Consider the following 26,132-nt stretch of genomic DNA (forward strand, 5'->3'; position numbering starts at 1 on the left):
TATTTTCACAATTATGTGACCAGTTCAGAATTAGAAACAATTATGCTAAAACTTTTGAAGGTTTTAAAACAAGAATTTTAGCCAAAATAACAGCATTAACATTGGTTCAATATATCAATAAATTCATCTTTGATAGACCAATAAATAATATTAAAAATCAAATAATTTAATTACACCCAACGGGTTAATTTAATTACACCCAACGGGTTAAAAGAAGTTTCTGATAGTGTCACTTTTGCCGTTAGTACAAGACTGGTTTCGTTTTTTAGCAAACATTTACAAGGAATAAATGTAGTTGATGAAAAAGAAATTAAACTTCAAGAAGGCACTTTTGACAAAGTAATTGAACTTGGAAATTACCCAATTTTTGATAGATCGTTCAATCAAATAAATTACATTACGGGAAAGAAAGTTAAGCAACATTCAATCCAACATTATATAGATGCAATTGCGAGATTTCACAATAAAATCTCAAACAAAAACGAAGGATTTCCTTATTTTGAGAGAAACACCAATTTTGAAAATCCGTATTATACGATTCATCCTGGCGCAGGATTTTTGTTGAAAATTTGGCCTACAAAAAATTATGCCGAGTTAATTGAAACGCTTTTCGAATTGTTTCCCTCTTTAAATTGTAAAATTATTTTAGGCAAAGACGATCCCAATCCGGTAGCGCTATTATCAAAAAAATATTCACATATTGAGTTAGTTACTGGTGATTTAAACGATGTTGGTAACGCTATGGCTGGAGCGTTGTTTCACATTGGGAATGATGCAGGAATTACTCACGTTGCTGGAGGTTTTAACACACCAACCGTTGGAATTTATGGTCCGACTGGTCCAGGTTCATGGGGAAGTTTTTCTGAGCAAAACGAAATTATTTGGGGAAAACCTGGAAATTGTAATTTAAAATGTAATTATGATGTAATCATGAATTGTGCTCATAAAGTATGTTTGACATCAATAAGTACCAAAAAAGTAATCGGTGGATTATATACTTTGTTGCAAAAAACATATCCGAGTGACACTAATTATTTAGTTGTAAATCCAACTATCGAGATTGAAAATAAGGATTCTAATTGGAAATTGAAAATTGGTGACAATGAATTGAACATTACTTTTATTGATGAAAAAATTAAAACATTTGTAAAGTCAATTTTTAACAATCAATTCCAAGAACATTACTCTGATGAAGAAGAAGAAATATTGAATGTTTTGTTGGAGCAAAAAGCCATTTTTAAAATACCAAGTTTTATAAAAAAACCCTAACAATTTTTCAATTGAAAGGGTTTCTTTTTCACAGCAACTTTTTAATTTATAGCAATTTTAGATAAGATGACTAATTATAGAAATGGTTGCGTTGTAACTAAAAATTAATTTAAAATGACACAATCACCGTTTACACAATCTAAATTTGTTGGAGGAGTGACAAGCATACAGTCTGAAACTGCACCGGTTTGAATATTGAATAAATTATCCATTTCGTTATATTCTGTCACTAAATCATTAATTACAAAAAAATCCACTGTGCTAGGAAAAACCAAATATTCTCTTGGTCCACCACATGGTTTTGAGCCAAATGCGATATAGTTGCAACTTCCTGTACATTCGAAAGAATTTATATAATTCAAAATCTCTTGCTTCTTTTGAACAAGTTGTTCCTGAGTAATTTCGTCTGATGAGCTATCATTATTTGTACAACTAATCAATACTAGAACATATAGTAAAAACACAATTTTTTTCATTTGATATTATTTACATTTTTTTACAATGATGTTTGTAATGTAAAAAGGTTGCGTTGCTCTAAAAAAAAATCCTGCAAAATTTAAGATTTACAGGATTAGAACTATTTTTTTAATCGATTACTAACAAAATTCAGCATATGCGTCTTTCAAGTTTTCAGCTATCATTTCGGCTGGTCTTCCTTCAATGTGATGACGCTCTAACATGTGAACCAATTCGCCGTTTTTGAACAAAGCCATGCTTGGTGATGAAGGAGGAAACGGAAACATGTGTTGACGCGCAGCATCTACTGCTTCTTTATCTACGCCAGCAAAAACAGTTACAAGATGATCTGGTTTTTTTGTGCCATCTAAACTCATTTTCGCTCCAGGACGAGCGTTTCTTGCTGCACAACCACAAACTGAATTCACAACCACTAGTGTAGTGCCTTCAGCTTTTATTGCATTTTTTACTTCTTCTGCTGTATATAATTCTTGAAAACCAACCGATGAAAGTTCAGCTCGCATTGGCAATACCATTTCTTCTGGATACATAATTACAAATATTAGATTTTAGATATAAAAATTCAGATTTAAAAAATCCATTGCAAAGATAATGAGAAATCTAAAGGGAAGTTTTAAAGAATTCATAAAGATTTGTTATGTTTACATATCAAAAAATAATTTCATGGAATTTTTAGATAAAGTTGATACGTTTTATATTGAAATAGGATTGCTAATTGTTTTTGCAATTGGTTATTTCTTTGTGCAAAGAAAAAACAATTTGAAGTCAATGTTGCAATACCTTTTATTTAGTTATGGGATAGCTATTTTGTTATTGACACTTACAATACCACATGTTTTCCCAGGATATCCTTATGATGTTTCAGATGTAGAAAATAAAAAAAGATTGCTTTTTCATTTGCAAAGAAATAATGAAGCACTTGTTCAAACCACAGAAGCTTTTAGGACAATGGCCTTTTTAACGTTTTTATTTTTAGTTTCTGTTATTTCTCTAAAATCATCAACCATTTTAATATTGAAAAGACGGTGTAATAAGTTTTATTCCCTAATCTTCACACGACTTTCCAATACTTTTTCAACATCGTTTAAACATAATCCTTTAGCTTTCAGCAAAATCAAATAATGAAACAACAAATCGGCGGCTTCGCCCAAAAATAAATCTTGGTCATTATCTTTGGCTTCAATAATTAATTCAACTGCTTCTTCTCCTACTTTTTGGGCGATTTTATTAATTCCTTTTTGAAATAAAGATGCTACATACGATTCTGAATTTGGATTTGAAATGCGATCATCTATAATATTCTCTAGTTCATTTAGAAATGAAATTTGGGCTTCGTTGGCAAAACAAGAAGTCGTTCCGTTGTGGCATGTTGGTCCGTCGGGAATTACTTGGATGAGCAATGCATCTTGATCGCAATCTTCTTTTATGGAAATTACTTTTAAGAAATTCGCCGAAGATTCACCTTTGGTCCACAACCTATTTTTGCTTCGGCTAAAGAATGTCACCACATTTTCTTTTTGTGTTTTTTGCAACGCTTCTTCGTTCATATAACCCAACATTAAAACTTGTTTTGTTTCGTTATTTTGAATAATTACTGGAATTAATCCGTTGTTTTTTGAGAAATCTATCTTCATCTGATGGGAATATTTTGAGTTTTTAAAACGTTTTTTAATTCGGAAATCGGCACTTCATTAAAGTGAAAAATACTTGCTGCTAATCCGGCGCTGACTTCGGTTTTGGTAAATAAATCTATAAAATGCTGCGAATTTCCTGCGCCACCAGAAGCAATTACTGGAATAGAAACGGCTTCGCTGATGGCATTGGTAATGTCTAATGCAAATCCGTTTTTCGAACCATCGTTGTTCATTGAGGTTACTAGTAATTCGCCTGCGCCTAATTTTTCGACTTTTTTTGCCCAATCGATGGCTAAAATTTCCGTGCTTTCTGTTCCGCCTTTGCTGAAAACAAGCCAATCATTTTCCACTTTTTTGATGTCGATAGCAACTACTAAACTCTGACTTCCAAAAGCATCTGAAATTTGCGAAATCAAATCTGGATTTAAAACGGCAGCGGAATTAATACTGACTTTATCGGCACCAGATTGCAGTAATAATCGCGCATCTTCAACCGATTGAATTCCACCGCCAACCGTAAACGGAATATTGATTTCTTTCGACAATTGCGTTACCATTTCGGCTAATGTTTTTCGCTTTTCCAAGGTCGCACTGATGTCTAAAAACACCAATTCGTCTGCACCGTTTTTAGAATAAAACGAAGCCAACTCCACTGGATTTCCTGCATCTTTCAGTTCAAGAAATTGAACGCCTTTTACAACGCGTCCGTCTTTAATATCCAAACACGGAATGATTCTTTTCTTTAACATAATTCGCGTAGATTTTCGATTTTTATTGTGCCTTCATACAATGCTTTTCCGATGATTGCGCCTTCGCAACCTATAGTTTTTAAAAGTTCTAAATCGGAAATCGTTGTAACACCACCACTTGCGATTAAGTTGACTTTTGTCTTTTCTAAAATATTAGAATACAATTCATTAGACGTTCCTTGCAGCATTCCATCTTTGGAAATATCGGTACAAATAACTGTTGAAATTCCTTTTGAAACATAATCTGAAATGTAATCAACAACATCCAATTCAGAAGTTTCTAACCAACCATGAGTAGCAATTTTTCTATTCAAACAATCGGCGCCCAAAATGATTTTGTCACTTCCAAATTCAGTCAACCATTCTAAAAATTCGATTGGATTTTTTGCAGCAATGCTTCCGCCTGTAATTTGATTGGCTCCGTTTTCAAAAGCAATTTCGAGGTCTTTTCGTTGTTTCAATCCGCCACCAAAATCGATTTTCAATTTGGTTTTGCTAGCAATTTGATACAACACTTTATGGTTGACAATTTGCTGTGATTTTGCTCCGTCCAAATCCACTAAATGCAAATATTCGATACCGTTGTCTTCAAAATATTTGGCAACTTCTAGCGGATTTTCGTTATATATTTTTTGCGTGGCATAATCGCCTTTGGTCAATCGGACGCATTTTCCGTTGATGATGTCTATGGCTGGAATGATTCTCATAATTTGTTTACCATTTACTTTTTTTTTAAACCATTAAGTGAATTAAGAAAATTAAGTATAAATCTTAATGCAACTTAATATCTTAATGGTTAACATTTTTTGCGTATTTATAATTTCAAAAAGTTTAGTAATAATCGTTCGCCTTCGCTGGATGATTTTTCAGGATGAAATTGTGTGGCATAGAAATTATCCTTTTGCATCGAAGCGCTAAACGGAACGATATAATCGCAAACCGCTGTGGTTTCTTGACAGATTTCGGCATAAAAACTGTGTACAAAATAGAAATTTTCATCAGATGCAATTCCCTCAAACAATTCAGAGTTTAACTTTGAAATATTATTCCAGCCGATGTGTGGTACTTTCAATTTGGGTTCAAATTTCTTAACGGTTGTATCAAAAACTCCTAAACATTCGGTGTTTCCTTCTTCCGAAAATTTACATAATAATTGTTGACCGAGGCAAATTCCTAAAACTGGTTGCGTTAGATTTTTGATTACTTCATCCAAACCTTTTTCCTTCAAATACTTCATCGCCGAACTTGCTTCGCCAACGCCAGGGAAAATTACTTTTTCGGCTAATTTTAGAATAGTTTCGTCATCAGTAACGATGGAGGAATAACCCAATCTTTCTATCGCATTTTTAACCGAAAGAATATTGCCTGCGTTGTATTTTACTATTGCTATCATAAAATTCCTTTAGTGCTTGGTATGCCGTTTGTTCCGTCTTTTTGCACTGCCATTTTTATTGCTTTTGCAAATGCTTTGAAAATCGATTCTATTTTGTGGTGTTCGTTTTCGCCTTCACTTTTGATATTCAAATTGCATTTGGCGCCATCGCAAAACGATTTAAAAAAGTGTGAGAACATTTCGGTTGGCATTTCTCCGATTTTTTCTCTGCTGAATTTTGTATTCCAAACCAACCACGAACGACCGCCAAAATCAATAGCCACTTGCGACAAACAATCGTCCATCGGAAGTAAAAATCCATAACGTGTAATGCCTTTTTTCGAACCTAAAGCTTGTGAAAAAACATCTCCCAAAGCAATTCCAACATCTTCAATCGTATGGTGTTCATCAACATACAAATCGCCTTTTACGCTAATGTTCAAATCGATATTTCCATGTTTGGCAATTTGGTCGAGCATGTGGTCAAAAAATCCTAAACCAGTATTGATGTTGCTTTTTCCGTTGCCATCCAAATTGATTTCGACCGCAATTTCGGTTTCTTTTGTTGTTCGAATTAATTTTCCAACTCGAGGTTGTTCCTTTAAAAATTGATAAATAGTTTCCCAAGAAGTCGTTGATAAAACCGCTTTTTCATGGGCTGTAGCCGAAATAAATATCGCCTGACTTCCTAAATTTTCTGCTAATTGAATATCAGTAACTCTATCTCCAATTACGAAGGAATTTTTTAAATCGTAATTGCCTTTCACATATTGTTGCAATAACGCAGTTCCGGGTTTTCTTGTTGGCAAATTTTGCTCTGGAAATGACACATCAATAATAACATCAGAAAATTGAATTCCTTCGTTTTCAAACGCTTTCATCATTTTATTTTGTGCTGGCCAAAACGTGTTTTCTGGAAACGAATCGGTTCCCATTCCGTCTTGATTGGTCACTATAACCAACTCATAATCGAGTTCTTTTGCAATGCGTGATAAGTACTGAAAAACTTGTGGATAAAACTCCAATTTTTCTAAACTATCGACTTGAAAATCGATTGGTGGCTCGATGATTAACGTGCCATCTCTATCTATAAATAATACCTTCTTCATGACATAACTAAATTTAAAGCATACAATAATTGTTGGTTTTCTCTTGGTGTTCCAATGGTAATTCGAATGGTATTTTCAACTACCGAACTTCGGTTGCGTGTAATGATTTGTTGTTCGATTAAACTGTTGTAAATGGCGGTTGCATTTTCCATTTCGACCAATAAAAAATTAGCATCTGAAGGATAAATTTTCGACACAAAATCTAATGCCAAAAGAGATTGTTTTAGCAATTCTCGTTCTGATTTTATCAGTTGCACATTTGATTTGAAATTGGCTTCGTCAGCAAGCGATTGTACTGCGGCTTCTTGGTTTAACTGACTAACATTATATGGTGGTTTTACTTTATTCAATACTGAAATAATGGTGTCACTGGCATAAGCAATTCCAACTCGAACTGCCGCTAAACCTCGCGCTTTACTGAAGGTTTGTGAAACAATTAAATTGGGATATTGCTTAATTTTTGAAACCAACGAAGGTTGTTCACTAAAGTCAATGTACGCTTCGTCTAAAAACACAATTCCGTTGAAATTTTCAATTATAAATTCTAGATTTTCTAATGAATTTCCAGTCGGATTGTTGGGTGAACACAAGTGTAAAATTTTTGCTTTTGTAGCTAAAATGGCCTCAGTATTTAATTGAAAATCTTCGGTTAATGGAATCGAAATAATTTCTAGATTATTAATATTTCCGTAAACTTCATACATGCCATAGGTTGGTGGACAAATGATGATTTTATCTTCATTAGGTTCGCAAAAAACACGTTGCACCAAATCGATAATTTCGTCGCTTCCATTTCCAATTAAGATATTTTCAATTCCGACTTTCTTCTGACTGCTTAGGATTTGTTTTAATCGCCATTGGTAAGGATCGGGATAACGATTTAATTTCCCAAACGGATTTTCATTGGCGTCCAAAAAGATGCCTTCATTGCTTTTGTATTCGTCGCGCGCACTCGAATAAGGCGTAAGCGAGAGAATATTTTTTCGAATTAAATTAGTGATATTATCCATTTTGTAATTTTTTTAATCGGATGGAAACTGCGTTTTTGTGTGCGTCTAATTGCTCTGCAGCAGCCATAATTTCTATTGTTGGCCCAAGATTTTGAATACCTTGTGATGTTAATTTTTGAATTGTAATTTTCTTTACAAAACTGTCTAACGAAACGCCACTGTAATTTTTAGCATAACCATTGGTTGGCAAAGTGTGATTGGTTCCGCTGGCATAATCTCCAGCACTTTCACAACTATAATTTCCTAGGAAAATTGAACCTGCATTTTCGATTAAATTGATTTTATCTTCAGCATTTTCAATAGCTAAAATCAAATGTTCTGGTGCGTAAAAATTACTGAATTCTATTGCTGTTTTAATATCTTCAAAAACCAAAGCACGACTGTTTTCTAATGCTTTTTCTACTGTTGCTTCTCGTGGTAAAATGGCTTTCTGATTTCCGATAGCTAATGTCACTTTTGATACAATTTCTTCTGAATTAGTAACCAAAATTACCTGACTATCACCTCCATGTTCTGCTTGCGAAAGTAAATCGGATGCCACAAACTCTGGATCACAACTTGCATCGGCAATTACTAATAACTCACTTGGTCCAGCTGGCATATCGATAGCTAATCCTAATTGTTGCGAATATTGTTTGGCAGCAGTTACATATTGATTTCCTGGTCCGAATATTTTTGAAACTTTCGGAATTTCATCAGTTCCAAAAGTCATTGCTGCAATCGCTTGAATACCTCCAACTTTATACATTTGAGTTACACCTGTCAATTGTGCGGCATACAAAATCGCTGGATTAATGTTGCCGTTTTTGTCTGGTGGCGAACACAAAATTATGTTTTTGCAACCTGCCAATTTTGCCGGAATTGCCAACATTAAAACTGTTGAAAAAAGTGGAGCTGTTCCGCCTGGAATATAAATTCCGATAGTATCGATCGCACGACTTTCTCTCCAACAAAAAACACCTGAAGTGGTTTCGATTTTAGTCGGAATTTCTTTTTGAGAACTGTGAAATTTCGAAATATTATCTGCTGCAATTTGGATCGCATTTTTTAATTCGGTTGGAATTTGGGCAACCGCATTTTCAATTTCTGATGGAGTTACTGCAAAATTTTCTATTGATACACCATCAAAATAACTGGTGTATTTTTTTACAGCTTTGCTTCCGTTTTTTTGGATGTCGTTAAAAACAGCTTTCACGGTTTCGTTTAAATCGGCAGTAGCAACGGTTTTGCGTTTTGCCAATTCGTTCCATTGTTCTGCATTTGGATTTATGTAAGTTTTCATGATTATTTTATTGAATTATCGAATCATTTTTTCTATTGGAATAATTAAAATTCCTTCGGCACCAAGATTTTTGAGTTGTTCAATAATTTCCCAATAATCGTCTTCTTTTATAACCGAGTGCAAACTGCTCCAATCTTTATTTACTAGTGGTAAAATAGTTGGTGATTTCATTCCGGGTAATAATGAACAAATTTTTTCGATAGCAGAATTTGGTGCGTTCAACAAAATATATTTGTTCTGTTTACCTTCGCGAACGGCTTGCATTCTGAACAATAATTTATCAAGAATTGCTTGATTTTCTGGTGTTAGATTTGGATTTGAAATTAAAACCGCTTCACTTTTAGTAACGGTTGCTACTTCTTTCAATCCGTTCATTAAAAGTGTACTTCCGGTGCTGACAATATCAAAAACGGCATCAGCTAGACCAATACTTGTAGCAATTTCAACGCTTCCGCTGATTTCTTCGATGAAAACTGAAATGTTGTTTTTGGCAAAAAAATCAATCAGAATTTTTGGGTAACTTGTGGCAATACGCTTGCCTTCGAAATAGTTTAAATCGGTATAGATTTCGTCTTTTGGTATAGCCAACGACATTCTACAACCTGCAAAACCTAATTGTTGGATAATTTTTACTTCTTTGTCTTTTTCCCAAACTTCATTTTCGCCTAGAATTCCGATATCAGCAACGCCTTGTTCTACATATTGCGGAATATCATCGTCACGCAAGAATAAAATTTCGATAGGAAAGTTTTGGGCAACAGCTTTCAGTTTTCGTTCGCCATTAGAAATTTTGATGCCACATTCTTCTAGAAGTTGGAGTGATTTTTCACTCAGTCGGCCACTTTTTTGAACCGCAATTTTTAAAGTACTCATTTTTTAATTTAGAATAAAATCTGAGTATATCGCGAAGTGTATAAATACAAAAAACCCGACTTGATATACTCAGACGGGTTTTTAATTATGTTATTTGATTAGCTACAATACATCATTAACTCGCCTGGTTGCAAGAATGATGATGATGTAATTGTGCAATAATCTTGTTCATTATTATATTTTGAATGGCCAAAACTAGCCATAACTTTTGGATTGAAAACTATATTTTATAAAATTTAACAGTTGTTAACGGTACTACTTTACAACATTCTTTTAAATAAAGCTTTTAAAAATGGTAATGATGGACATTTTGACATTATAACAACATCTTCCCACAAAGTTGTTTCTTCATCTAAAAATTTAAAGATCATGGTGGGATTTCCTTTTTTGAAAAGAGAAGAAAATATTTTTGAACCTAATTCATTATTTTTATGTAAAACGTCAATAAAAAGTAAATCATAAAGCCAAAATTTATCCATTTTATGGAATTTTGTAAAATCAGTTTCAAGTAGTAGAAAGGAAACCAGCGATTTCGATTTTTTGGTGACATTTTTAAATGTAAAACCAGTACTTGCTTTTGTCCAACCACCAGCAGAACCGATGTTAATAATGTTTTTGGTGTTGTGTTTCCAAAATTTGTAACACGTCATAGGAATATTTCCTTGTTCTTTTTCGACGATTTCGTAATCAGTAATTCCTAATTTTTGAATGTATTTTTTGATTTCGGTTTCATATTCTTCGGTTGCAAGCAAGTCGGCTGAAAAAAGTGTATACTCTAGTAATGCTTCGGTCGAAGAAGTCGGCAGAATATACATAAAACGTGTGTTTCCTCTTTGTTCCACGGAAAAATCCATAAAAGTTGCTGCGTTTGGATTAAAAACAGCTTCTTTACTTTTGATAAACCAGCCAATAAAATGTTGTTGTAATAATGGATATTCCGATTGTTTCTTTACTAGTTCTGGGTTGAATATGGAATTAAAAATTTTATCACATTTGTAAATTTCTTCCAAACCGTTTGAAGTTGTTTTTACTTCACAATAGTCGTCAAATTCTTGAAAATGGATTACTTTTTTGTGGGCAAAATGGATGTTTTTATTTTTAGAGATTAAATCAAAAATCATGTTGTAGAAATCCAAGCCACGCATCATTTTATATTGATAATGTTTCAGGTCAAGATTTCGTTGAAAATTTTCATTGGCAAAAAGGGCGTAATCCCATTTTTTTGACAAAATAGAATCAAACATAGCGGTATCGTCCCAAAAACACCAGGTTCTGTCATTGCTCTTTTTTGGATTTTCATCCAATAATAAAATGGTTTTATCCTGAAATTTATCAGACACTATCATTTCATAAACCGTCATCAATGCTGATAAACCCGAGCCAGTAAAAATGTAATCGTATTTCTGCATGGCTCAAAAGTAATGATTCTAAGCCTTATAAAAAATGAAATAAACGTTAATCAATGTGGTATCTTAATCCGACAAAAAAACGAGCGCCTTGATTTGGACCATATGCATAGGTTGGATCAAAGGTTAAACCAAACGGATTATCGGCAGTTGGAACCGCATTTCCGTTGCCATCAAATTGAACATTTTGGTCAAATGGATCGTTGGCTCTTGCTATTAAAAAAGGATTTCCGCGATTGGGTGTCCAATTAAAAATGTTTTTCACGCCAGAATAAATTTCAAGATTTTTGAATTTTTTATATGTAAACTGTATGTTTTGAATACTAAAAGGTTGCGAATATTCGCGGCGTGGATCAAGTTCGCTAAGTAATGGTAATCGCATCGGACCAGTAAGATTTCCAGTATAATCAAAGGAAAGAAACCATTCGGGTATTTCATAATTAATCGCCCAGTTCAACGAATATTTTTCGGTAAACAAAGGCACAAAAGATACACCATCTTGCTGTGTTATTGGGTCAAAATAACTAGCGCCAACTGTGGCTTTTACACCAAATGGAGTTATCCAATCGGCATTCGCACTTAGACCAAAAATTTTCGAAAAACCATTTAAGTTGTCGTAAATAATTTGATTGGGATTGAGGTCATAATTCGCAAATATCCTATTGGTAAAATAAGTATACCACGAAGACATTTCTAAATTTAGAACTCCTAAGCTTTCCAATTTATATTTTTTTAAGTAATTTAAGTTGACATTATACGATGTTTCTGGCTCTAAATTGTCGACCAAAACTACTTCTCTTGCGCCTGAAAGTGCTTGATGATCTTCTGTAAATAAATTAACAACCCTGAAACCGGTTCCAAAATTTAATCGCAAAATATCCTCTTGCGTAGGTTTCCATTTCAATGCAATTCGTGGTGTAAAAATGGAGCCGTGAGCTGAGTTATAATCATAACGAGAACCGAGTAGTAATCCTGTCTTTTCAGAAAATTTTATATCGTCTTGTACAAAAAGACTGTAGATTTTGGAATGGTCAGAAGTGGCAGTTGCTGGCGTATTATCATTATAAAATTGATAACGAAAAGCACTTCCAAAAAGTAGTGAATGATTTTTTATGTTCTTATCCCAAAGAAATTGTCCAAACCCAATTTTTTGATTGGCTAAATAAAATGAATTTCCATAAACCGAATTTTGGTCGTGGCTAATGAATGAAAATTGCAGGTACATCTTTTCTGCTACGGGCAATTGATACTTTCCTAAAAGTTCATAACGCGAGGTGTAAATGCTTTCGCCATATACTTCATCGCCGCCACGAAAATTTTTGTTCCATTGCATTTCGCCACCCCAACGATCTTCATATAGATAGCGGGAAACGATACTAAACTCTTTTTCTGATTTTCGATTGATGTTCCATTTACTAAAAAAGGAAACGCGGTCTTGCAGCGCAATGTCTGTAAAATTATCGTTGTTATTGTCTATTGGATTGTTATATGAAAAATAATTAACCCCGAAAAGCGCATCCACTTTTTTGCCGATAGATGCCTTGTAACCTAAGTCAATATTATTCTCTAACCAAGAAGTAGTAAACATATCAGCGGTAAATAATGACGCAGTCTTTGATTTTTTGGTAATAATATTGATTAATCCGCCAACAGCTTCACTACCATATAGTGTAGACGCAGCACCTTTTACTACTTCAATTCGTTCAATCATAGAATTTGGAATTCCTGATAAACCATACACCGTTCCGAGCGCACTAACAATAGGCATTCCGTCTATAGTAACCATGGTATACGGACCATCAAGACCATTTATTCTAATGTCGCCAGTATTACAAACATTACAATTATTTTGAGGACGCAAACCGTTTACGTTTTGCAAAGCATCAAAAACAGTACTGGTCGGATTTTGCTTTAAGAATGTAGTTGTAATGACTTCAACAGGAACTGGCGTTTCTAATCGTTTTACCGCTTTTAAAGTTCCTGAAATTACTACTTCTTCAAGCTCATTGGTTTCTTTTTTTGAAACGGTATCAGTTGTAGTTTGAGCAAAAGTTGAGAGTGATAAAATATAAACTATAAAAATAATTTTTTTCATTTTAACATAAAATATTTAGACAAAACTAAAAATTAATTTTGATTAACACAAATAAAATCGGCTTGCTATTTCAACAAGCCGATTAATCACTAATTTAACCAAAAACCAAGTGATTTAGTCATGAAAAACAGCACGACCATTGTTATTTTCATAGAATTGTTTTGGAACTGGAAATGGGTCTTTACTTGAGAAGAAACCATCTTGTAATTCCATTAACTCATCATCATTACAAATACAGCTAACTAATTGATTTCTAACTTCGGCTTCATTCATCTTAATTCCTATAAAGACTAACTCGTTTAATCTATCGCCAAAATCTAACGACCAACGTTCTTCTATAATTTCTTGATTGTCTACAAAATTTTGAAACTTTATACGTTCAGAAAACGGCATACTTGCCCACCAAACTCCAGCACCTTCTGATTTTATTGAGCCGCCAGCTTGAGACCAATTTAATGCTTGATCGGGTCTTGAAGCAATCCAAAACAATCCTTTACTTCTGATAATTGTTGAGGGAAAATTGGAAATAAATTCCCAAAAACGATACGGATGAAATGGTCTGTAATCTCTAAAAACAAACGAACTGATGCCATATTCTTCGGTTTCAGGAGTATGAATTCCTTCTAGTTCTTGTATCCATCCAGCAGAAACTTCAGCTTCTTCATAGTTAAATAAACCTGTATTCATAATTTCCTTAGGTTGAATTTTTCCCATTTCTGAATGGATGATTTTGGCAACAGGATTTAATTTTTTTATTGATGCTTCAAGTAATTCTAATTCAGTTTTGGTAACTAAATCGGTTTTGTTTAAAATAATGACATTGGCAAATTCTATCTGGTCAACCAAAAGGTTTACAATAGTTCTTTCGTCATTTTCTATGTCTGATGCTTTTATATCTTTCAAAGTTTCGGCACTACCAAAATCTTTGAAAAAGTTAAAAGCGTCAACAACAGTAACCATGGTGTCGATATAGCTAAAACGCGACAAATCGATATTTTCTTCTTCATTTACAAAAGTGAACGTTTGAGCAACGGGAATAGGTTCAGATATTCCAGTACTTTCGATAAGTAAATAATCAAAGCGATTTTCTTTGGCCAGTTTTTCTACCTCAAGCATTAAATCTTCTCGAAGTGTGCAACAAATACAGCCGTTGCTCATTTCTACTAATTTCTCTTCGGTTCTAGACAAAGTGTTTTCGGCTTTCACTAAATTGGCATCAATATTTACTTCGCTCATGTCGTTGACAATGACGGCAACTTTTAATCCTTCTTTGTTATGAAGAATATGATTGAGTAAAGTGGTTTTTCCGGCACCAAGAAAACCTGATAAGACGGTTACGGGTAATTTTTTCATAATTATGATAATGCATATTCTGCTTCAAATAGTTTAGGATTATTTTCAAAATTTATTTCTTCATTAACTTGGTACCAAATCGAAGCTGCTTCATTTTTTTCGTTGTAGGCAGGCGTAAAAACATCTACTAATTGCGTAAATTCATTAGGCATTAAAGAGTGAATATTTCCTTTTGTTGAAGTCAAGATACTGGTGTTTCCAGGTGTTAGAATTTCTTTTTTGGTTTCTTCAAGCACACATGATTTTAAAGTATAGGTTTGTCCATTGTAAGATTGCTTTTTTGTTTTTTCGAGTTCTTTGTGAAGTGTATAGTTTTTCACCAAGGCATTTCCAGTAACCATATTGATGACACCGCACATGTCAGGATGATTGTGATGTGAGATGTATTCGCCTTTTTCAAATTGCAATAATGACACTTGAAAATTAAACTCTTTATGAAGCAACGAATGTTCAAACCAGTTTTTATTTTTATCTGTATAACCAACAAACTCTTTTTTTACATTTTCAAATTCGGGAAATTTACACTGGAGCAAAAGTGCTTGCACTGCTTTTATGTACTCTTTTTGGTTCCAATTTGGCTCAAATTGTTCACTAGCTAATTTGGTTACTTTTGATAGAAATGAATCCCAATTTAATCCAGGATTTATACTTTTTCCTTGAAATAAATTAGATTGTTGAGCAAACGCACTAATCGAATTAAGTTGTAATGCGATTCCAGCAAACGCTAAGGCACTCATTTTTATAAATTCTCTTCTTTCGTTATGTTCCATAATTTAGAATTAATGTTTATGATTTTTATAATTTAAACCATGACCAATAATCAATCCTATTCCGCCAAGTAGCATGCCTTCAAAATGAGTATGTAAAATGATTTCAATCATTACACTAACCAAAATAATTGAAATAGATATGCCTAAAATTAATTTTACAGTTTTCGTACATGGCGACATTATAATTTTAGACGTGGCTAGCAAAGCAATACTACAAAATAGGATATCTATCCAAATGCTCTTAAAAGTACTCAAAGGAAGAATGGCAAGAAAAGGAACAAATAAACAATGAACTAAACACAAGGTTGCACTCGAAATTCCTAAAAAATCATATAATTTTTGAGTTGTGTGTTTCATTTTTATACCTTTGTTAATGCAATTGAGTTGCAAATATAAATATTTTTTTATTAATGCAACATTGTTGCAATAATATTTTTATGAAACAATTTAGAAATACCACTGCCAAAACCACTATTTTAAACGTATTGAAAAATGCAGAAGCGGCTTTATCTCATGCTGAGTTACTAACTTTAACAAATGGTGTATGCGATAGAGTTACCATTTACAGAGTTCTTGAACGTTTAGTTAATGAAGATAATGTGCATAAAGTGGTAACCTCTGATGGTACTATAAAATATGCCGCTTGCAATCATACAGCACATCATTCTCATGACCATATTCATTTTAATTGCGAAAAATGCAAGACTACAACTTGTATAGAAATGGTAAAACCCGTAATTCAACTTTCTAAAGATTATACCGTTAAATCATTTAATTTCACAGTTACAGGTATTTGTCCAAAATGCAATTAATTTTTAGATTTATCTAAATATTTTATTTGCTTTTCTAAAAATTTGTATTTTTGATAAAAAAATTCAAATGACAACCTCTGAAGAAAACTACTTAAAAGTAATTTATCACTTATCACTGGTTTCACCCAAAGGAGTAAATACAAATGCAATTGCAGCGATGTTAGACACTAAGGCATCTTCTGTGACTGACATGTTAAAAAAACTTTCTGACAAAGAATTGGTTTCCTATCAGAAATACCAAGGTGTTACACTTACAGAGAAAGGATTTCATTCGGCTAAAATGATTGTTAGAAAACACAGATTGTGGGAAGTTTTTTTGGTCGAAAAGTTGCATTTTTCTTGGGATGAAGTACATGATATTGCCGAAGAATTAGAACATATTAAATCAGAATCTTTAATTAATAAGTTGGATAGTTTTTTAGGATTTCCTGATTTTGATCCACATGGCGATCCCATTCCAAATGCTGACGGTGAAATAAAAAAAGTGACTAAACTATTGCTTTCAGAAGTTGAATTAAACAAAGAATATCGATGTATTGGTGTAAAAGATTCGTCTTCCGATTTTTTGAAATATTTAGACAAACAAAAAATAGCTTTGGGTTCCACTTTTGTAGTGAAAGAAAAAGAAAGTTTTGATGACACATTATTGGTTGAGGTCAATTCAAAACATATTACGATATCTAACAAAATAGCAACTAACTTATACGTTCACTAATTATGTTTGAAACAATAATAGACTATTTCGAAAGTATAAATCCAGTTTTAGCGGCTTTATATGCTACATTATTTACTTGGTTTTTAACGGCATTTGGTGCATCGTTTGTTTTCTTTTTTAAGAATATGAACCGTGTTGTTCTTGATGGAATGTTAGGTTTTACAGGTGGTGTGATGATAGCAGCCAGTTTTTGGAGCTTATTGGCGCCAGCCATTGAAATGAGTAAAGGCGAAGGATTTGTAAAAGTAATTCCAGCAGCTGTAGGGTTTGCTTTGGGTGCTTTATTTATTTTTGGATTGGATAAATTGCTTCCTCATTTACACATTAATTTTAAAGAAACGGAAGGCGTAAAATCGCCATGGCAACGAACGACATTGTTAGTTTTAGCCATAACATTGCATAATATTCCGGAAGGTTTGGCGGTTGGAGTGCTTTTTGGCGGAGTTGCTGCTGGAATTCCCGAAGCATCAATCGCTGGTGCTGTTACTTTAGCTATCGGAATTGGAATTCAAAATTTTCCTGAAGGTATTGCCGTTTCTATGCCATTGCGCAGAATGGGAATGAGTCGTTGGAAAAGTTTTATGTATGGTCAGTCTTCGGCTATTGTTGAACCTATTGCTGGTGTTTTGGGTGCAGTTGCTGTAACATTTTTTACACCACTTTTACCTTATGCTTTAGCCTTTGCCGCTGGCGCCATGATATTTGTAGTTGTAGAAGAAGTAATTCCCGAAACCCAACAAGATAAGAATACTGATATTGCTGCATTGGGTTTAATAAGCGGATTTATAGTAATGATGACACTAGATGTGGCTTTGGGTTAATGACAACCACAATCGCCATTACCGCAGTTTTTCTTTGATTTTGATTTCCAAAAAAACTTTCTCACAAGAAAACCAAGCGCCACAATCAAAACTACATAAACCAATATTTCTTGAATATCCATAGTACAAATGTAAAAGGTTCTCTAACTTTAGAGAACCTTTTTTATGTTAAAGTTTAGCGCCTATCGAAATATAGAATGTTCTTCCTTCGCCTGGCAAAATTCCTGGTCCAGGATAACCGCCAGCTCTTCGTGTGGCATATTCTTCATCAAATAAATTATTAATTCCGGCACGAATGTTATAGTTTTTCAGGAATTTATATTCAGTCGATAAATCAAAAACACGATAATCGTCTAAAATTCCTGTTACGCCATTAGTTGAAGGTGTCGTAGTATTATTAGCATCGGTAAAAATTCGCCCAGACATTCTGTATTGTGCTGTTGCCGATATGTTATTATTACTCCAAGAAAGACCAAAATTATGAATATATCTCGGCGCGTTTTCTACTCTATTACCAGAAAGATTGGTTTCTCTAATAGTTGCACTTGGTGGATTACTATCTGGTATTGGAACTACGGTAAAAATTTTAAAATCAGTATAACGACTATCAATAAAACTCACCGATGCAAAGAAATCTAAATTTCCAAAGGGTTTTTCAATTTCGAATAATCGTGTAATATTTAAGTTGGCAAATCCTTCAATTCCTTTGTTTACTGTTTCTCCAAGATTGGTTCTAAAAAGGAAAGTGCCTTGAGTAGGATCATTGTTTACAAACTGTCTGATACCGCCAATTCTATTGTTGTAGCTCAGATAGAACAAACTAAAATCAAAGTTTAAGTAGTTTTTAAATGTTCCTCTAAAACCTAAATCGGCATTGAAACCGCTAGCATCTTTTAGATTTGGATCAATAACGTCAGTAACCGCTGGCGGTGTAAAATCGGAAAATAAAACAGGTCTAAACGCTTGTGTAATATTCGCATAAATATTGGTCGTTCTAAATTTATATTCTAATCCCAATCCAAAAAGCGGTTGACTTCTTGAAATGTTTTTATTGGGCATAGCAACATCATTTCCGTTACTAATTCCAAATCGGCCATCGCCCGAATTTTGAATGTATTCATAACGAACTCCTGGTGTCACGCTAAATTTTTCAGTTACTTTAAATTGATTTTCAGCAAAAACGGCTACATTCTCGGTTGTAAAGTTTAAATCACGAACGTAGCGTCCATCAATTGATATATCAAAATCAGAACCTGTTGTACCACGACCATCTTGAAGTCGTTGCGTATTGGCTTTATACAAACGCACACCAAAGGCGAGATTATTATTGATTTTTCCTAATTTGTATTTATAAATATTTCTATTTTCTAATCCATAATTTTCATATAAATCGCGATCTACTCTACGGTTTGTTAGATCATCTACAACATTTGGCGTACCAATAAAACCCACACTATTTCGTTCACCGATAAGTCCAAATAGTTTCGTGTTTGAAGTAAAATTATCATTTATTTTAGTGTCAAAATTTATCGAAAACACATTCCAAGGCGTGCCAAACCAGTTTCGCTCTCGTAACGATTGTCTTGGATTGGCGTTAAATTGTTCATCGGTTAAACCGCCAGCTTGTTGCATTTGATAATCCATGTTGGTGTATTCAGCTGATAGTTTGGTGTTCTCCGTGAAACGATATTCCACAAATGCGTGCGTATTTCGAACTGTGTATTCACTGTTTTCTCTCCAACCATCGGCGCTTCGGGAATGATTGTATACATAATAGGAGAACTTTTTAAAATTCCCACCAATGGCGTTGTAGCTACTCATCAAACCATAACTTCCAACAGTGTTTTGTGTTTCAAATGAAAACTTCTTTTTGGTTTCTCTTTTCAACACATAATTTAGCATGCCGCCAAATTGTGGTCCAAATTGCAAAGAAGAACCACCACGAACCAATTCTATAGTCTCAACCGCTTCTAACGGAGGATTGTAATAGGCTTCAGGGTAACCAAAAACATCCGATGAAATATCATAGCCATTTTGTCTTGTGTTTAATTCCCAGCTTCTGTTTGGACTTAGACCGCGAACTCCAACATTGATTTGAATACCTGAACCTTCATTTTCCCAAATAGTAACACCCGGAATTCTAGCAAAAATTTCTCTGGCATTATTAGTGGTGAAATTTCCATTGATGTTTGAAAGTTTCAAAACCTCATTTTTTTTACCAGAAAAAAGTACGTTTTCTTTTATTTCTGGCATTCTTTCTGGGCTTTGTTGTTTTGGTGTAAGAATCACTGGAGCCAATCTTTTTATTGTGTCATTGTAAGCTAGATCGTTTTCTTGAGCTTGAGATAGGAAACAAAAAGTAAGTAACAGCAATGCAAATGTATTTTTCATTTTTATTTAGATTAAATCTACATTGCAAATATAGAAGCTAAATTTTATTTAGACAAATTATAAATAATAAAAAAATGAGCTTACTTTATAAGGTATTGATTGTCATTATTGAATGACAAAAAAATTAACATTTGTTGATTTAGTTTAAGAGCGAATAACCAACAAAAGCAAACAAATAAGCGAGAATTCCCATGCCAAAAAGCTGGATAAGTGTCCATTTCCAAGAGTTGGTTTCTCTTTTAACAATCGCTACCGTGGCACCACATTGTAACGCAATGGCATAAAAGAGTAGGAGTGAAACACCTGTAGGTAATGTAAATATTTTTTCTCCGTTAGGAAACGTAGCTTCTTGCATTCTCGATTTTATGGTTCATTGTTCTTTCACATCATTGAAAACGATGACGAGCGATTCAATACAAAATAAAATAACTACAGTACAATTTCAATAAAATAAACCAAAAAAGACTGTTTAAGGAGTAAAAGGTCTTTGAAAGTCTATGGATTTATAAACTATTTCACTTTGTTTACTATAATTTTAAATAAAGCAAACAAATCATAAGAAAAACTTTAACAATTAAATGTTAAAAAAAATGGTAAAGCTGTTTTTTTTTTTTTATAGATTTACAAAATATTCATTTATAAGATATTAGGCTATGAAAAAACTACTGTTAATCCTGCTCACAACTTTTACTTTAAGCAGTTGCGATAAAGAAGACGACAAACCCAAAACAGAACTAGAAAAACTTCCTCCAGCCACACAAATTGGTGCACAAACTATTGGCTGTTTAGTCAACGGCAAAGCTTTTGTTGATAATTCAAGCTTTAACAATTTTTATCAATTTGTTGATGGTGAATTCTATCTTGTTATTAATTGGGATGAAAACACGCAAAGTGGTTTTAAAGATGGGCAAATTTCTTTGAGTAAAATTAACATACAAGAAGGACAAACTTACACACTTAACATTAGTGATTTTTTAGAAGATGATTTTGTTGGTGGAAATGGCACATATTCAACAAATATTGGAGGTATAACTCAATATGAAACAAACACCAACTATACAGGTCAAATTCATTTTACACGATTTGATACTCAAAACTTCATTATGTCAGGCACGTTTGAATTTGAAGCAAAGGATATTTTAACAGAAGAAACTATTAGTATTACTAATGGAAGATTTGATATGCAATACACTAACTAAAATTATATAACAAATGAAATAGAAAAAAAATTAAAAAAGAAAGACCATTCGAAAAGCGAACAGTCTTTCAGTAAAAAATCAAATTAAACAACCGTTCAACTTTGTTCAATTCATCTTTCAAAATTATGAAAAATAGGAACTATGAAAATTTAACAATTTAATGTTAAACATCTTGATAAACTGTTTTTATTTTTTTTAAAAATTTACAAAATATTCATTTATAAGATATTAGGCTATGAAAAAACTACTCTTAATCCTGCTCACAACTTTTACTTTAAGCAGTTGCGATAAAGAAGACGACAAACCCAAAACCGAACTAGAAAAACTACCACCTGAAACCCAAACAGGAGCGAATACCGCTGGTTGTTTAGTTAATGGTAATGTTTTTTTACCTAAGCAAGAAGGTTTAAATCCTGCTCTTGTATGTAATTACGAATTTATTGAAGGTGAATTCTTTTTTAATTTATATTTTTCTGATTTAAGAAACGGTGGAGTGAAAACAGTTGCAGTTCAAAATAGAAGAATTTCTTTAGAAGTTGGACAAACATATGTATTAAACAATACCAATATAGTTTTAAATGATTTTACTGGAGGTGGTGGAATGTATTATATTTCTTCAATATTAGAAAACAATTACTACACAAACACAATAAAAACAGGCGAATTAAAAATAACACGATTAGACTTGCAAAATTCAATTATTTCTGGCTCATTTTGGTTTGATGCTATTAATAACAATGGCGAAGTTGTTGAGATTAGACAAGGAAGATTTGACATGAAATATTAACTTTTAAACCAATAATTTTATGAAACACTTTTTTTTACTTTTACTCACAACTATTACATTAAGTTGTTGCAGTTCTGATGACGATAATAATAACGGAGACCAATTACCACCTGAAACACAAACAGGAGAAAATACCGCTGGTTGTTTAGTTAATGGTAATGTTTTTTTACCAAAGCAAGAAGGTTTAAATCCTGCACTTGTATGTAATTACGAATTTATTGATGGTGAATTCTTTTTTAATTTGGTTATTCGAGATAATATAGGACAAGGTGTAAAGACTGTATCAGTTAGAACTCAAAGAATAGATTTAGAAGCAGGTTCAACTTACATTCTCAATATAGACAACACTATCTCTATTGATTTTACAGGAGGTGGAGGAGTTTATTCTATTAATGCTTCAGACTTTTTCTACACAAACACCATTAAAACAGGCGAATTAAAAATAACACGATTAGACTTGCAAAATTCAATTATTTCGGGCACATTTTGGTTTGATGCTGTCAATAATAGCGGAGAAGTAGTAGAAATAAGACAAGGTAGATTTGATATGGAATATTAATTTCAAAACACTATTAGCCTATGATATAAGTTATTACAAAAAAAGAAAGAAACCTACAAAGTAAGTTCCTTTCACATTAATCAACAATCCTATCACAAATTATTAATCAATTAATTTACAAAAATATGAAATCAAAGATTCACGAACTCAAAAATAACAATAAACTTAGTGTGAGTAAAAATTTCGTTTACTTTATTATTCTATTTCTTGCCACGATGCAAATCAATGCACAACAAGAAATTGACACACAATTTAGAAATCAAACTTTACAAGTTTATCAAAATTTAGACAAAAATAGAGTGCCTCACGGTATTTTATTAGACTTTGGTATGGAATTTACCAATCTACGAGCTTTTAATGGTGTTGTGGTTGATAGTACCTTAACAACTTCGCAAACACTTTCAGACACTTATAAAACACTATTAATGTGTAGGGTTCGCAATGTCAATGACGGCTTTATTAGTCCCGTAGAATATGCCAACAGGTGGTATAATCAAAGAGAAGAAGGCGTTATTACTTTAAGCGGACAATATTTTAGATATAGCCGTTTTGAAGACAATGCTTTTCCGAATAGAATAAATTACAGCAACAACAGATTTTCTGACCGTTTTGTTAGAGGTATTTGGCAAAATCCCTATCAAGACCAGTCAATGTTTGTGATGGCACCAAGTGTTTCAACTTACCGAGGATTAAATCTAAAAGTAAAGTTACCTCAAAACTTAATGCTGTCTAATTATACAAGTACCATTCAACAAATTCATATAGATTTTGGAGATGGTTTAGGTTTTCGTTTAGTAAACTACAATACGCAAATCAATGTAAACTATAATCAACCGAACACTTATTCTTGGCGTTATAGAATAACATTAACAAATGGTCAAACCATTCAAAGCCATTCAAAAGTGGTTATTGAAAAGGGTTTAAATGCAATAGATTATGATGTTTATAAAAATCAAACTTCGGTACAAAATCAAGCATCCTCACAAAATCAAACCCTAAATAACCCATTAAGTCAATTTTACAAAAAAAGAATTACAGCTACAGTTCCTGTATTTGGCAGATTAGGCTCGGCAACTGTTTATGTTAAATTTAGACAAGGTGGTAATAATATTCAAAATCCTCTAATTGTTGCGGAAGGTTTTGACCCAGGTGTTATTCTTTCAAGAGAAATTGAGGGTGGGCAGAATAATATTATTGATTTCATTGATAATTATACATTTTCTGGTTCACAATTGTTAGAACAAGAACTAAATTCTTATGATATAATTTATGTTGATTGGGACAATGGTGTAGATTTTCTACAGCGCAATGCTATGGTACTTGAGGAAGTCATCAAATGGGTAAACCAAGAAAAAGCAAGCAACGGAAGTACAACTAAAAATGTGGTTTTGGGACAAAGTATGGGTGGTTTGATAGCTCGTTATGCTTTACGAGATATTGAACTCAATAGAAATTTTAATCATGACACAAGATTATATGTTTCGCACGATGCACCTCATTTAGGTGCAAACGTTCCTTATAGTGTGCAGTATTCAGCAAGGCATTTAAGAAATTTGTATATACAAACACCAGTAGCTTTATTGACAGGAGATCTTATTTTACCGATAATTCTTAATTTTGCTGATGGCTACATTGCGTCATTTAATTCTGTTTGGGGTACAAATATTCCAGAATTTAATTATGATGTTACTCCTTTACAGGGGTTTTCGCTCGCTGATGTGCCTGCTGCAAGACAAATGCAATATTTGTGGGTAAATAAAAATTATTCAATAAATAACAGTATTTTTCAAATTTGGCAACAAGAATACAATAGTATGGGTTTCCCTCAAGGCTATTCTAATGCACCAATCCGTAACATTTCTATTGTCAATGGTAGCGAATGTGGGGTTTTACAACCTGATAATGGCAATATTATGAGTTATATAAAAGATGCAGGTAGAGATACTTTTTTATCTAATTATATTGGTATACTTGATGCGGTTTATGGAGCACTTATATTAAGACCAGATATTGTATTTGTAGCTCTTTTTCCAGGCAAGTCATATTGGGAAATAGATTTTCAATCTAGGTATATGACAAATCTTAATCAAAATAAACAAATTTATAAAGGGAGTATTAAATACAAGAAAAAAGTATTTTGGTTTATACCTGTTTCAATCACAGTAACCAGTAGAACCGCAAATCAACCATCAAATGTTTTACCTTATGATATTTACGGTGGTGGTTTCGAAAGAACATCTACAACATCAATACCAATAGCAGGTTCAACATTAGTTTCAAATGCTTATGGTTTTATTCCAACTGCAAGTGCATTAGCAATTGGTAGTGGAACAACTGCTATTAATGATAACGACTATAGAAGAAATTATGTAGGAGCGTTACCCCCAGTTGCTCCTAAAAATACTCAATTTCACAATTTTGTTACTCATTTCGACCAATTTAATCCAAATAATAATAATTCAAGACACATTAGTTTTAACCGTAGAAATGGTAATTGGCTTAGAACTGAATTAAATATTAGTGTTCCAGATGAAGTCACTAACTGCTTTTATATATGTGCCGATAATCAAATAATAGGAGCTAATAATCTTTGCACATCAGCAACCTACTCAGGTCCAAGCGGTGGAACTTTCAGCAACTGGACTATAATAGAAGGCGCAAACCTGGTAACTTTAACAGGAAACGGAACACCTAATGTTACTTTAACCGCTTTACCAAATGTTTTTGGACAAGTTACTCTGACTTATAGCACAGGTGATAACGGTGCAAGATGTGGAAATATAACATTAACTAAAACCATTTGGGTTGGTCTTCCACAATTTAATGAATTTACTTTTGGTAGTGGATTGTCACAAAATCCTTGTATTGTACCGATAGATTGCTTAACATCAGGTTTACCGTCAACAGAAATTTTTGCTTCATTTACTGGATTGAGTACAACCGAGTTCAACAATAACGCAAACTGGGAATGGGTACGTTACAACAATTTTATATTTTTAAATAGTTCACGAAATCGAGCTACGATATGTCCTTTAGCCATTGGGAACAGTGGATTTAAAGTTAGAGTTAAAAACGCATGTGGTTGGAGTGAATGGGTTGATTATCCATCATTTGATATTACTTCATGCTCTGATAATGGTATATCTTCTTCAAATATCTATACTGTTTATCCAAATCCGTCTCAAGATATTGTTACTATAGATTTAAGAGACCAAAACAATCAACCTGATAATACTAAAAAAATAACTGGAGAACTTTTTAATATTTTAGGTATTACTAAATCAAAAATTCAAATTAATAACAACAAAGCGACATTTTCTGTAGCGGGTTTAACAAAGGGTATTTATGTTTTGAAAATTTACATCAATGACCAAGTAGAAAGCCATCAAATAGCAGTAAATTAGTTGTAATGTAATGCCGTAAAGGAGACTGTCTTAAATAAAGGACAG

General features: G+C 33.1%; 27 protein-coding genes and 1 pseudogene. 10 read left to right on the top strand and 18 right to left on the bottom strand.

The window, feature by feature from the left end; all coding sequences use genetic code 11:
* Together WFZ85_RS06200 and WFZ85_RS06205 are read left to right on the top strand one after the other, a co-directional pair.
* Positions 1-170, top strand: a pseudogene (locus WFZ85_RS06200) (IS982 family transposase); the annotation flags it as partial.
* Between the two features lie 298 nt (positions 171-468).
* Complete coding sequence (locus WFZ85_RS06205; RefSeq protein WP_342695553.1) at positions 469-1,269, top strand: glycosyltransferase family 9 protein; 801 nt, start codon at positions 469-471, stop codon at positions 1,267-1,269.
* Positions 1,270-1,373: 104 nt separating this feature from the next.
* On the opposite strand, the gene WFZ85_RS06210 is transcribed toward WFZ85_RS06205, so the two are convergent.
* Positions 1,374-1,745, bottom strand: a complete 372-nt coding sequence (locus WFZ85_RS06210) for a hypothetical protein (protein ID WP_342695421.1) — start codon at positions 1,743-1,745, stop codon at positions 1,374-1,376.
* A 120-nt stretch (positions 1,746-1,865) separates the two neighbouring features.
* Entirely contained in the window at positions 1,866-2,276 is a 411-nt protein-coding gene (locus WFZ85_RS06215) for a BrxA/BrxB family bacilliredoxin (protein WP_342695422.1), read from the bottom strand.
* Positions 2,277-2,409: 133 nt separating this feature from the next.
* Between WFZ85_RS06215 and WFZ85_RS06220 the strand changes: the two genes are divergently transcribed.
* Positions 2,410-2,868 (top strand): hypothetical protein, encoded by a 459-nt coding sequence (locus WFZ85_RS06220; RefSeq protein WP_342695423.1) that lies wholly within the window; start codon positions 2,410-2,412, stop codon positions 2,866-2,868.
* Here WFZ85_RS06220 and hisIE read toward each other — a convergent pair.
* The 13 genes from hisIE to WFZ85_RS06285 all read right to left on the bottom strand — a co-directional run bounded on the left by hisIE (position 2,784) and on the right by WFZ85_RS06285 (position 15,756).
* On the bottom strand, positions 2,784-3,380 hold the full coding sequence (gene hisIE / locus WFZ85_RS06225; RefSeq protein WP_342695424.1) for a bifunctional phosphoribosyl-AMP cyclohydrolase/phosphoribosyl-ATP diphosphatase HisIE: 597 nt from the start codon (positions 3,378-3,380) through the stop codon (positions 2,784-2,786). The two genes, WFZ85_RS06220 and hisIE, sit on opposite strands and share 85 nt — an antisense overlap.
* On the bottom strand, positions 3,377-4,129 hold the full coding sequence (hisF, locus tag WFZ85_RS06230; RefSeq protein ID WP_342695425.1) for an imidazole glycerol phosphate synthase subunit HisF: 753 nt from the start codon (positions 4,127-4,129) through the stop codon (positions 3,377-3,379). The genes hisIE and hisF overlap by 4 nt, the downstream gene beginning before the upstream one ends.
* Positions 4,123-4,836 (bottom strand): 1-(5-phosphoribosyl)-5-[(5-phosphoribosylamino)methylideneamino]imidazole-4-carboxamide isomerase, encoded by a 714-nt coding sequence (gene hisA, locus WFZ85_RS06235; protein WP_342695426.1) that lies wholly within the window; start codon positions 4,834-4,836, stop codon positions 4,123-4,125. Before hisA ends, hisF begins: the two co-directional genes overlap by 7 nt.
* Before the next feature lie 107 nt (positions 4,837-4,943).
* Entirely contained in the window at positions 4,944-5,522 is a 579-nt protein-coding gene (hisH, locus tag WFZ85_RS06240; RefSeq protein WP_342695427.1) for an imidazole glycerol phosphate synthase subunit HisH, read from the bottom strand.
* Positions 5,519-6,610, bottom strand: coding sequence for a bifunctional histidinol-phosphatase/imidazoleglycerol-phosphate dehydratase HisB (hisB, locus tag WFZ85_RS06245; RefSeq protein WP_342695428.1), 1,092 nt, complete (start codon positions 6,608-6,610; stop codon positions 5,519-5,521). Before hisB ends, hisH begins: the two co-directional genes overlap by 4 nt.
* The gene (hisC, locus tag WFZ85_RS06250) at positions 6,607-7,620 is read right to left on the bottom strand and encodes a histidinol-phosphate transaminase (protein WP_342695429.1); all 1,014 of its coding nucleotides are present in this window, start codon (positions 7,618-7,620) and stop codon (positions 6,607-6,609) included. The genes hisB and hisC overlap by 4 nt, the downstream gene beginning before the upstream one ends.
* Positions 7,613-8,902, bottom strand: coding sequence for a histidinol dehydrogenase (gene hisD / locus WFZ85_RS06255; RefSeq protein ID WP_342695430.1), 1,290 nt, complete (start codon positions 8,900-8,902; stop codon positions 7,613-7,615). Before hisD ends, hisC begins: the two co-directional genes overlap by 8 nt.
* Before the next feature lie 15 nt (positions 8,903-8,917).
* The gene (hisG, locus tag WFZ85_RS06260) at positions 8,918-9,775 is read right to left on the bottom strand and encodes an ATP phosphoribosyltransferase (RefSeq protein ID WP_342695431.1); all 858 of its coding nucleotides are present in this window, start codon (positions 9,773-9,775) and stop codon (positions 8,918-8,920) included.
* 260 nt (positions 9,776-10,035) lie between these two features.
* A complete protein-coding gene (locus WFZ85_RS06265; RefSeq protein WP_342695432.1) occupies positions 10,036-11,184 on the bottom strand; it encodes a lycopene cyclase family protein in 1,149 nt (382 codons plus the stop codon).
* 46 nt (positions 11,185-11,230) lie between these two features.
* Positions 11,231-13,276 (bottom strand): TonB-dependent receptor plug domain-containing protein, encoded by a 2,046-nt coding sequence (locus tag WFZ85_RS06270; RefSeq protein WP_342695433.1) that lies wholly within the window; start codon positions 13,274-13,276, stop codon positions 11,231-11,233.
* A 114-nt stretch (positions 13,277-13,390) separates the two neighbouring features.
* On the bottom strand, positions 13,391-14,629 hold the full coding sequence (locus WFZ85_RS06275) for a GTP-binding protein (protein WP_342695434.1): 1,239 nt from the start codon (positions 14,627-14,629) through the stop codon (positions 13,391-13,393).
* Positions 14,630-14,631: 2 nt separating this feature from the next.
* Positions 14,632-15,399 carry a cupin domain-containing protein gene (locus tag WFZ85_RS06280; RefSeq protein ID WP_342695435.1) on the bottom strand — a complete coding sequence of 256 codons (768 nt, stop codon included), beginning with the start codon at positions 15,397-15,399 and terminating at the stop codon, positions 14,632-14,634.
* 9 nt (positions 15,400-15,408) lie between these two features.
* Complete coding sequence (locus WFZ85_RS06285; protein ID WP_342695436.1) at positions 15,409-15,756, bottom strand: MerC family mercury resistance protein; 348 nt, start codon at positions 15,754-15,756, stop codon at positions 15,409-15,411.
* An 80-nt stretch (positions 15,757-15,836) separates the two neighbouring features.
* Here WFZ85_RS06285 and WFZ85_RS06290 point away from each other — a divergent pair, with 80 nt between their 5' ends.
* The 3 genes from WFZ85_RS06290 (at position 15,837) to WFZ85_RS06300 (ending at position 17,747) form a co-directional block, all read left to right on the top strand.
* Positions 15,837-16,211, top strand: a complete 375-nt coding sequence (locus tag WFZ85_RS06290) for a Fur family transcriptional regulator (RefSeq protein ID WP_342695437.1) — start codon at positions 15,837-15,839, stop codon at positions 16,209-16,211.
* Between the two features lie 67 nt (positions 16,212-16,278).
* The gene (locus WFZ85_RS06295; protein WP_342695438.1) at positions 16,279-16,926 is read left to right on the top strand and encodes a metal-dependent transcriptional regulator; all 648 of its coding nucleotides are present in this window, start codon (positions 16,279-16,281) and stop codon (positions 16,924-16,926) included.
* 2 nt (positions 16,927-16,928) lie between these two features.
* Positions 16,929-17,747 carry a ZIP family metal transporter gene (locus WFZ85_RS06300; RefSeq protein ID WP_342695439.1) on the top strand — a complete coding sequence of 273 codons (819 nt, stop codon included), beginning with the start codon at positions 16,929-16,931 and terminating at the stop codon, positions 17,745-17,747.
* Here WFZ85_RS06300 and WFZ85_RS06305 read toward each other — a convergent pair.
* From WFZ85_RS06305 to WFZ85_RS06315, 3 genes are all read right to left on the bottom strand, one after another.
* Complete coding sequence (locus WFZ85_RS06305; protein WP_342695440.1) at positions 17,744-17,869, bottom strand: FeoB-associated Cys-rich membrane protein; 126 nt, start codon at positions 17,867-17,869, stop codon at positions 17,744-17,746. The two genes, WFZ85_RS06300 and WFZ85_RS06305, sit on opposite strands and share 4 nt — an antisense overlap.
* Before the next feature lie 46 nt (positions 17,870-17,915).
* Positions 17,916-20,138, bottom strand: a complete 2,223-nt coding sequence (locus tag WFZ85_RS06310) for a TonB-dependent receptor family protein (protein WP_342695441.1) — start codon at positions 20,136-20,138, stop codon at positions 17,916-17,918.
* Positions 20,139-20,277: 139 nt separating this feature from the next.
* Positions 20,278-20,493, bottom strand: a complete 216-nt coding sequence (locus WFZ85_RS06315; protein WP_342695442.1) for a hypothetical protein — start codon at positions 20,491-20,493, stop codon at positions 20,278-20,280.
* A gap of 298 nt (positions 20,494-20,791) precedes the next feature.
* On the opposite strand from WFZ85_RS06315, the gene WFZ85_RS06320 reads away from it, so the two are divergent.
* The 4 genes from WFZ85_RS06320 (at position 20,792) to WFZ85_RS06335 (ending at position 26,087) form a co-directional block, all read left to right on the top strand.
* The gene (locus tag WFZ85_RS06320) at positions 20,792-21,337 is read left to right on the top strand and encodes a Riean_0653 family protein (protein WP_342695443.1); all 546 of its coding nucleotides are present in this window, start codon (positions 20,792-20,794) and stop codon (positions 21,335-21,337) included.
* A 235-nt stretch (positions 21,338-21,572) separates the two neighbouring features.
* Complete coding sequence (locus tag WFZ85_RS06325) at positions 21,573-22,124, top strand: Riean_0653 family protein (RefSeq protein ID WP_342695444.1); 552 nt, start codon at positions 21,573-21,575, stop codon at positions 22,122-22,124.
* A 19-nt stretch (positions 22,125-22,143) separates the two neighbouring features.
* The gene (locus WFZ85_RS06330) at positions 22,144-22,683 is read left to right on the top strand and encodes a Riean_0653 family protein (protein WP_342695445.1); all 540 of its coding nucleotides are present in this window, start codon (positions 22,144-22,146) and stop codon (positions 22,681-22,683) included.
* 125 nt (positions 22,684-22,808) lie between these two features.
* On the top strand, positions 22,809-26,087 hold the full coding sequence (locus WFZ85_RS06335) for a T9SS type A sorting domain-containing protein (RefSeq protein WP_342695446.1): 3,279 nt from the start codon (positions 22,809-22,811) through the stop codon (positions 26,085-26,087).
* Positions 26,088-26,132 lie beyond the last annotated feature (45 nt).

Source organism: Flavobacterium aureirubrum (assembly GCF_038739835.1).
GTDB lineage: Bacteria > Bacteroidota > Bacteroidia > Flavobacteriales > Flavobacteriaceae > Flavobacterium > Flavobacterium aureirubrum.

What these genes read in the sequence shown, in the direction of transcription:
- WFZ85_RS06210 (WP_342695421.1), bottom strand. Translation starts at nt 1,745, where the DNA reads ATGAAAAAAATTGTGTTTTTACTATATGTTCTAGTATTGATTAGTTGT.
- WFZ85_RS06215 (WP_342695422.1), bottom strand. Translation starts at nt 2,276, where the DNA reads ATGTATCCAGAAGAAATGGTATTGCCAATGCGAGCTGAACTTTCATCG.
- WFZ85_RS06220 (WP_342695423.1), top strand. Translation starts at nt 2,410, where the DNA reads ATGGAATTTTTAGATAAAGTTGATACGTTTTATATTGAAATAGGATTG.
- hisIE (WP_342695424.1), bottom strand. Translation starts at nt 3,380, where the DNA reads ATGAAGATAGATTTCTCAAAAAACAACGGATTAATTCCAGTAATTATT.
- hisF (WP_342695425.1), bottom strand. Translation starts at nt 4,129, where the DNA reads ATGTTAAAGAAAAGAATCATTCCGTGTTTGGATATTAAAGACGGACGC.
- hisA (WP_342695426.1), bottom strand. Translation starts at nt 4,836, where the DNA reads ATGAGAATCATTCCAGCCATAGACATCATCAACGGAAAATGCGTCCGA.
- hisH (WP_342695427.1), bottom strand. Translation starts at nt 5,522, where the DNA reads ATGATAGCAATAGTAAAATACAACGCAGGCAATATTCTTTCGGTTAAA.
- hisB (WP_342695428.1), bottom strand. Translation starts at nt 6,610, where the DNA reads ATGAAGAAGGTATTATTTATAGATAGAGATGGCACGTTAATCATCGAG.
- hisC (WP_342695429.1), bottom strand. Translation starts at nt 7,620, where the DNA reads ATGGATAATATCACTAATTTAATTCGAAAAAATATTCTCTCGCTTACG.
- hisD (WP_342695430.1), bottom strand. Translation starts at nt 8,902, where the DNA reads ATGAAAACTTACATAAATCCAAATGCAGAACAATGGAACGAATTGGCA.
- hisG (WP_342695431.1), bottom strand. Translation starts at nt 9,775, where the DNA reads ATGAGTACTTTAAAAATTGCGGTTCAAAAAAGTGGCCGACTGAGTGAA.
- WFZ85_RS06265 (WP_342695432.1), bottom strand. Translation starts at nt 11,184, where the DNA reads ATGCAGAAATACGATTACATTTTTACTGGCTCGGGTTTATCAGCATTG.
- WFZ85_RS06270 (WP_342695433.1), bottom strand. Translation starts at nt 13,276, where the DNA reads ATGAAAAAAATTATTTTTATAGTTTATATTTTATCACTCTCAACTTTT.
- WFZ85_RS06275 (WP_342695434.1), bottom strand. Translation starts at nt 14,629, where the DNA reads ATGAAAAAATTACCCGTAACCGTCTTATCAGGTTTTCTTGGTGCCGGA.
- WFZ85_RS06280 (WP_342695435.1), bottom strand. Translation starts at nt 15,399, where the DNA reads ATGGAACATAACGAAAGAAGAGAATTTATAAAAATGAGTGCCTTAGCG.
- WFZ85_RS06285 (WP_342695436.1), bottom strand. Translation starts at nt 15,756, where the DNA reads ATGAAACACACAACTCAAAAATTATATGATTTTTTAGGAATTTCGAGT.
- WFZ85_RS06290 (WP_342695437.1), top strand. Translation starts at nt 15,837, where the DNA reads ATGAAACAATTTAGAAATACCACTGCCAAAACCACTATTTTAAACGTA.
- WFZ85_RS06295 (WP_342695438.1), top strand. Translation starts at nt 16,279, where the DNA reads ATGACAACCTCTGAAGAAAACTACTTAAAAGTAATTTATCACTTATCA.
- WFZ85_RS06300 (WP_342695439.1), top strand. Translation starts at nt 16,929, where the DNA reads ATGTTTGAAACAATAATAGACTATTTCGAAAGTATAAATCCAGTTTTA.
- WFZ85_RS06305 (WP_342695440.1), bottom strand. Translation starts at nt 17,869, where the DNA reads ATGGATATTCAAGAAATATTGGTTTATGTAGTTTTGATTGTGGCGCTT.
- WFZ85_RS06310 (WP_342695441.1), bottom strand. Translation starts at nt 20,138, where the DNA reads ATGAAAAATACATTTGCATTGCTGTTACTTACTTTTTGTTTCCTATCT.
- WFZ85_RS06315 (WP_342695442.1), bottom strand. Translation starts at nt 20,493, where the DNA reads ATGCAAGAAGCTACGTTTCCTAACGGAGAAAAAATATTTACATTACCT.
- WFZ85_RS06320 (WP_342695443.1), top strand. Translation starts at nt 20,792, where the DNA reads ATGAAAAAACTACTGTTAATCCTGCTCACAACTTTTACTTTAAGCAGT.
- WFZ85_RS06325 (WP_342695444.1), top strand. Translation starts at nt 21,573, where the DNA reads ATGAAAAAACTACTCTTAATCCTGCTCACAACTTTTACTTTAAGCAGT.
- WFZ85_RS06330 (WP_342695445.1), top strand. Translation starts at nt 22,144, where the DNA reads ATGAAACACTTTTTTTTACTTTTACTCACAACTATTACATTAAGTTGT.
- WFZ85_RS06335 (WP_342695446.1), top strand. Translation starts at nt 22,809, where the DNA reads ATGAAATCAAAGATTCACGAACTCAAAAATAACAATAAACTTAGTGTG.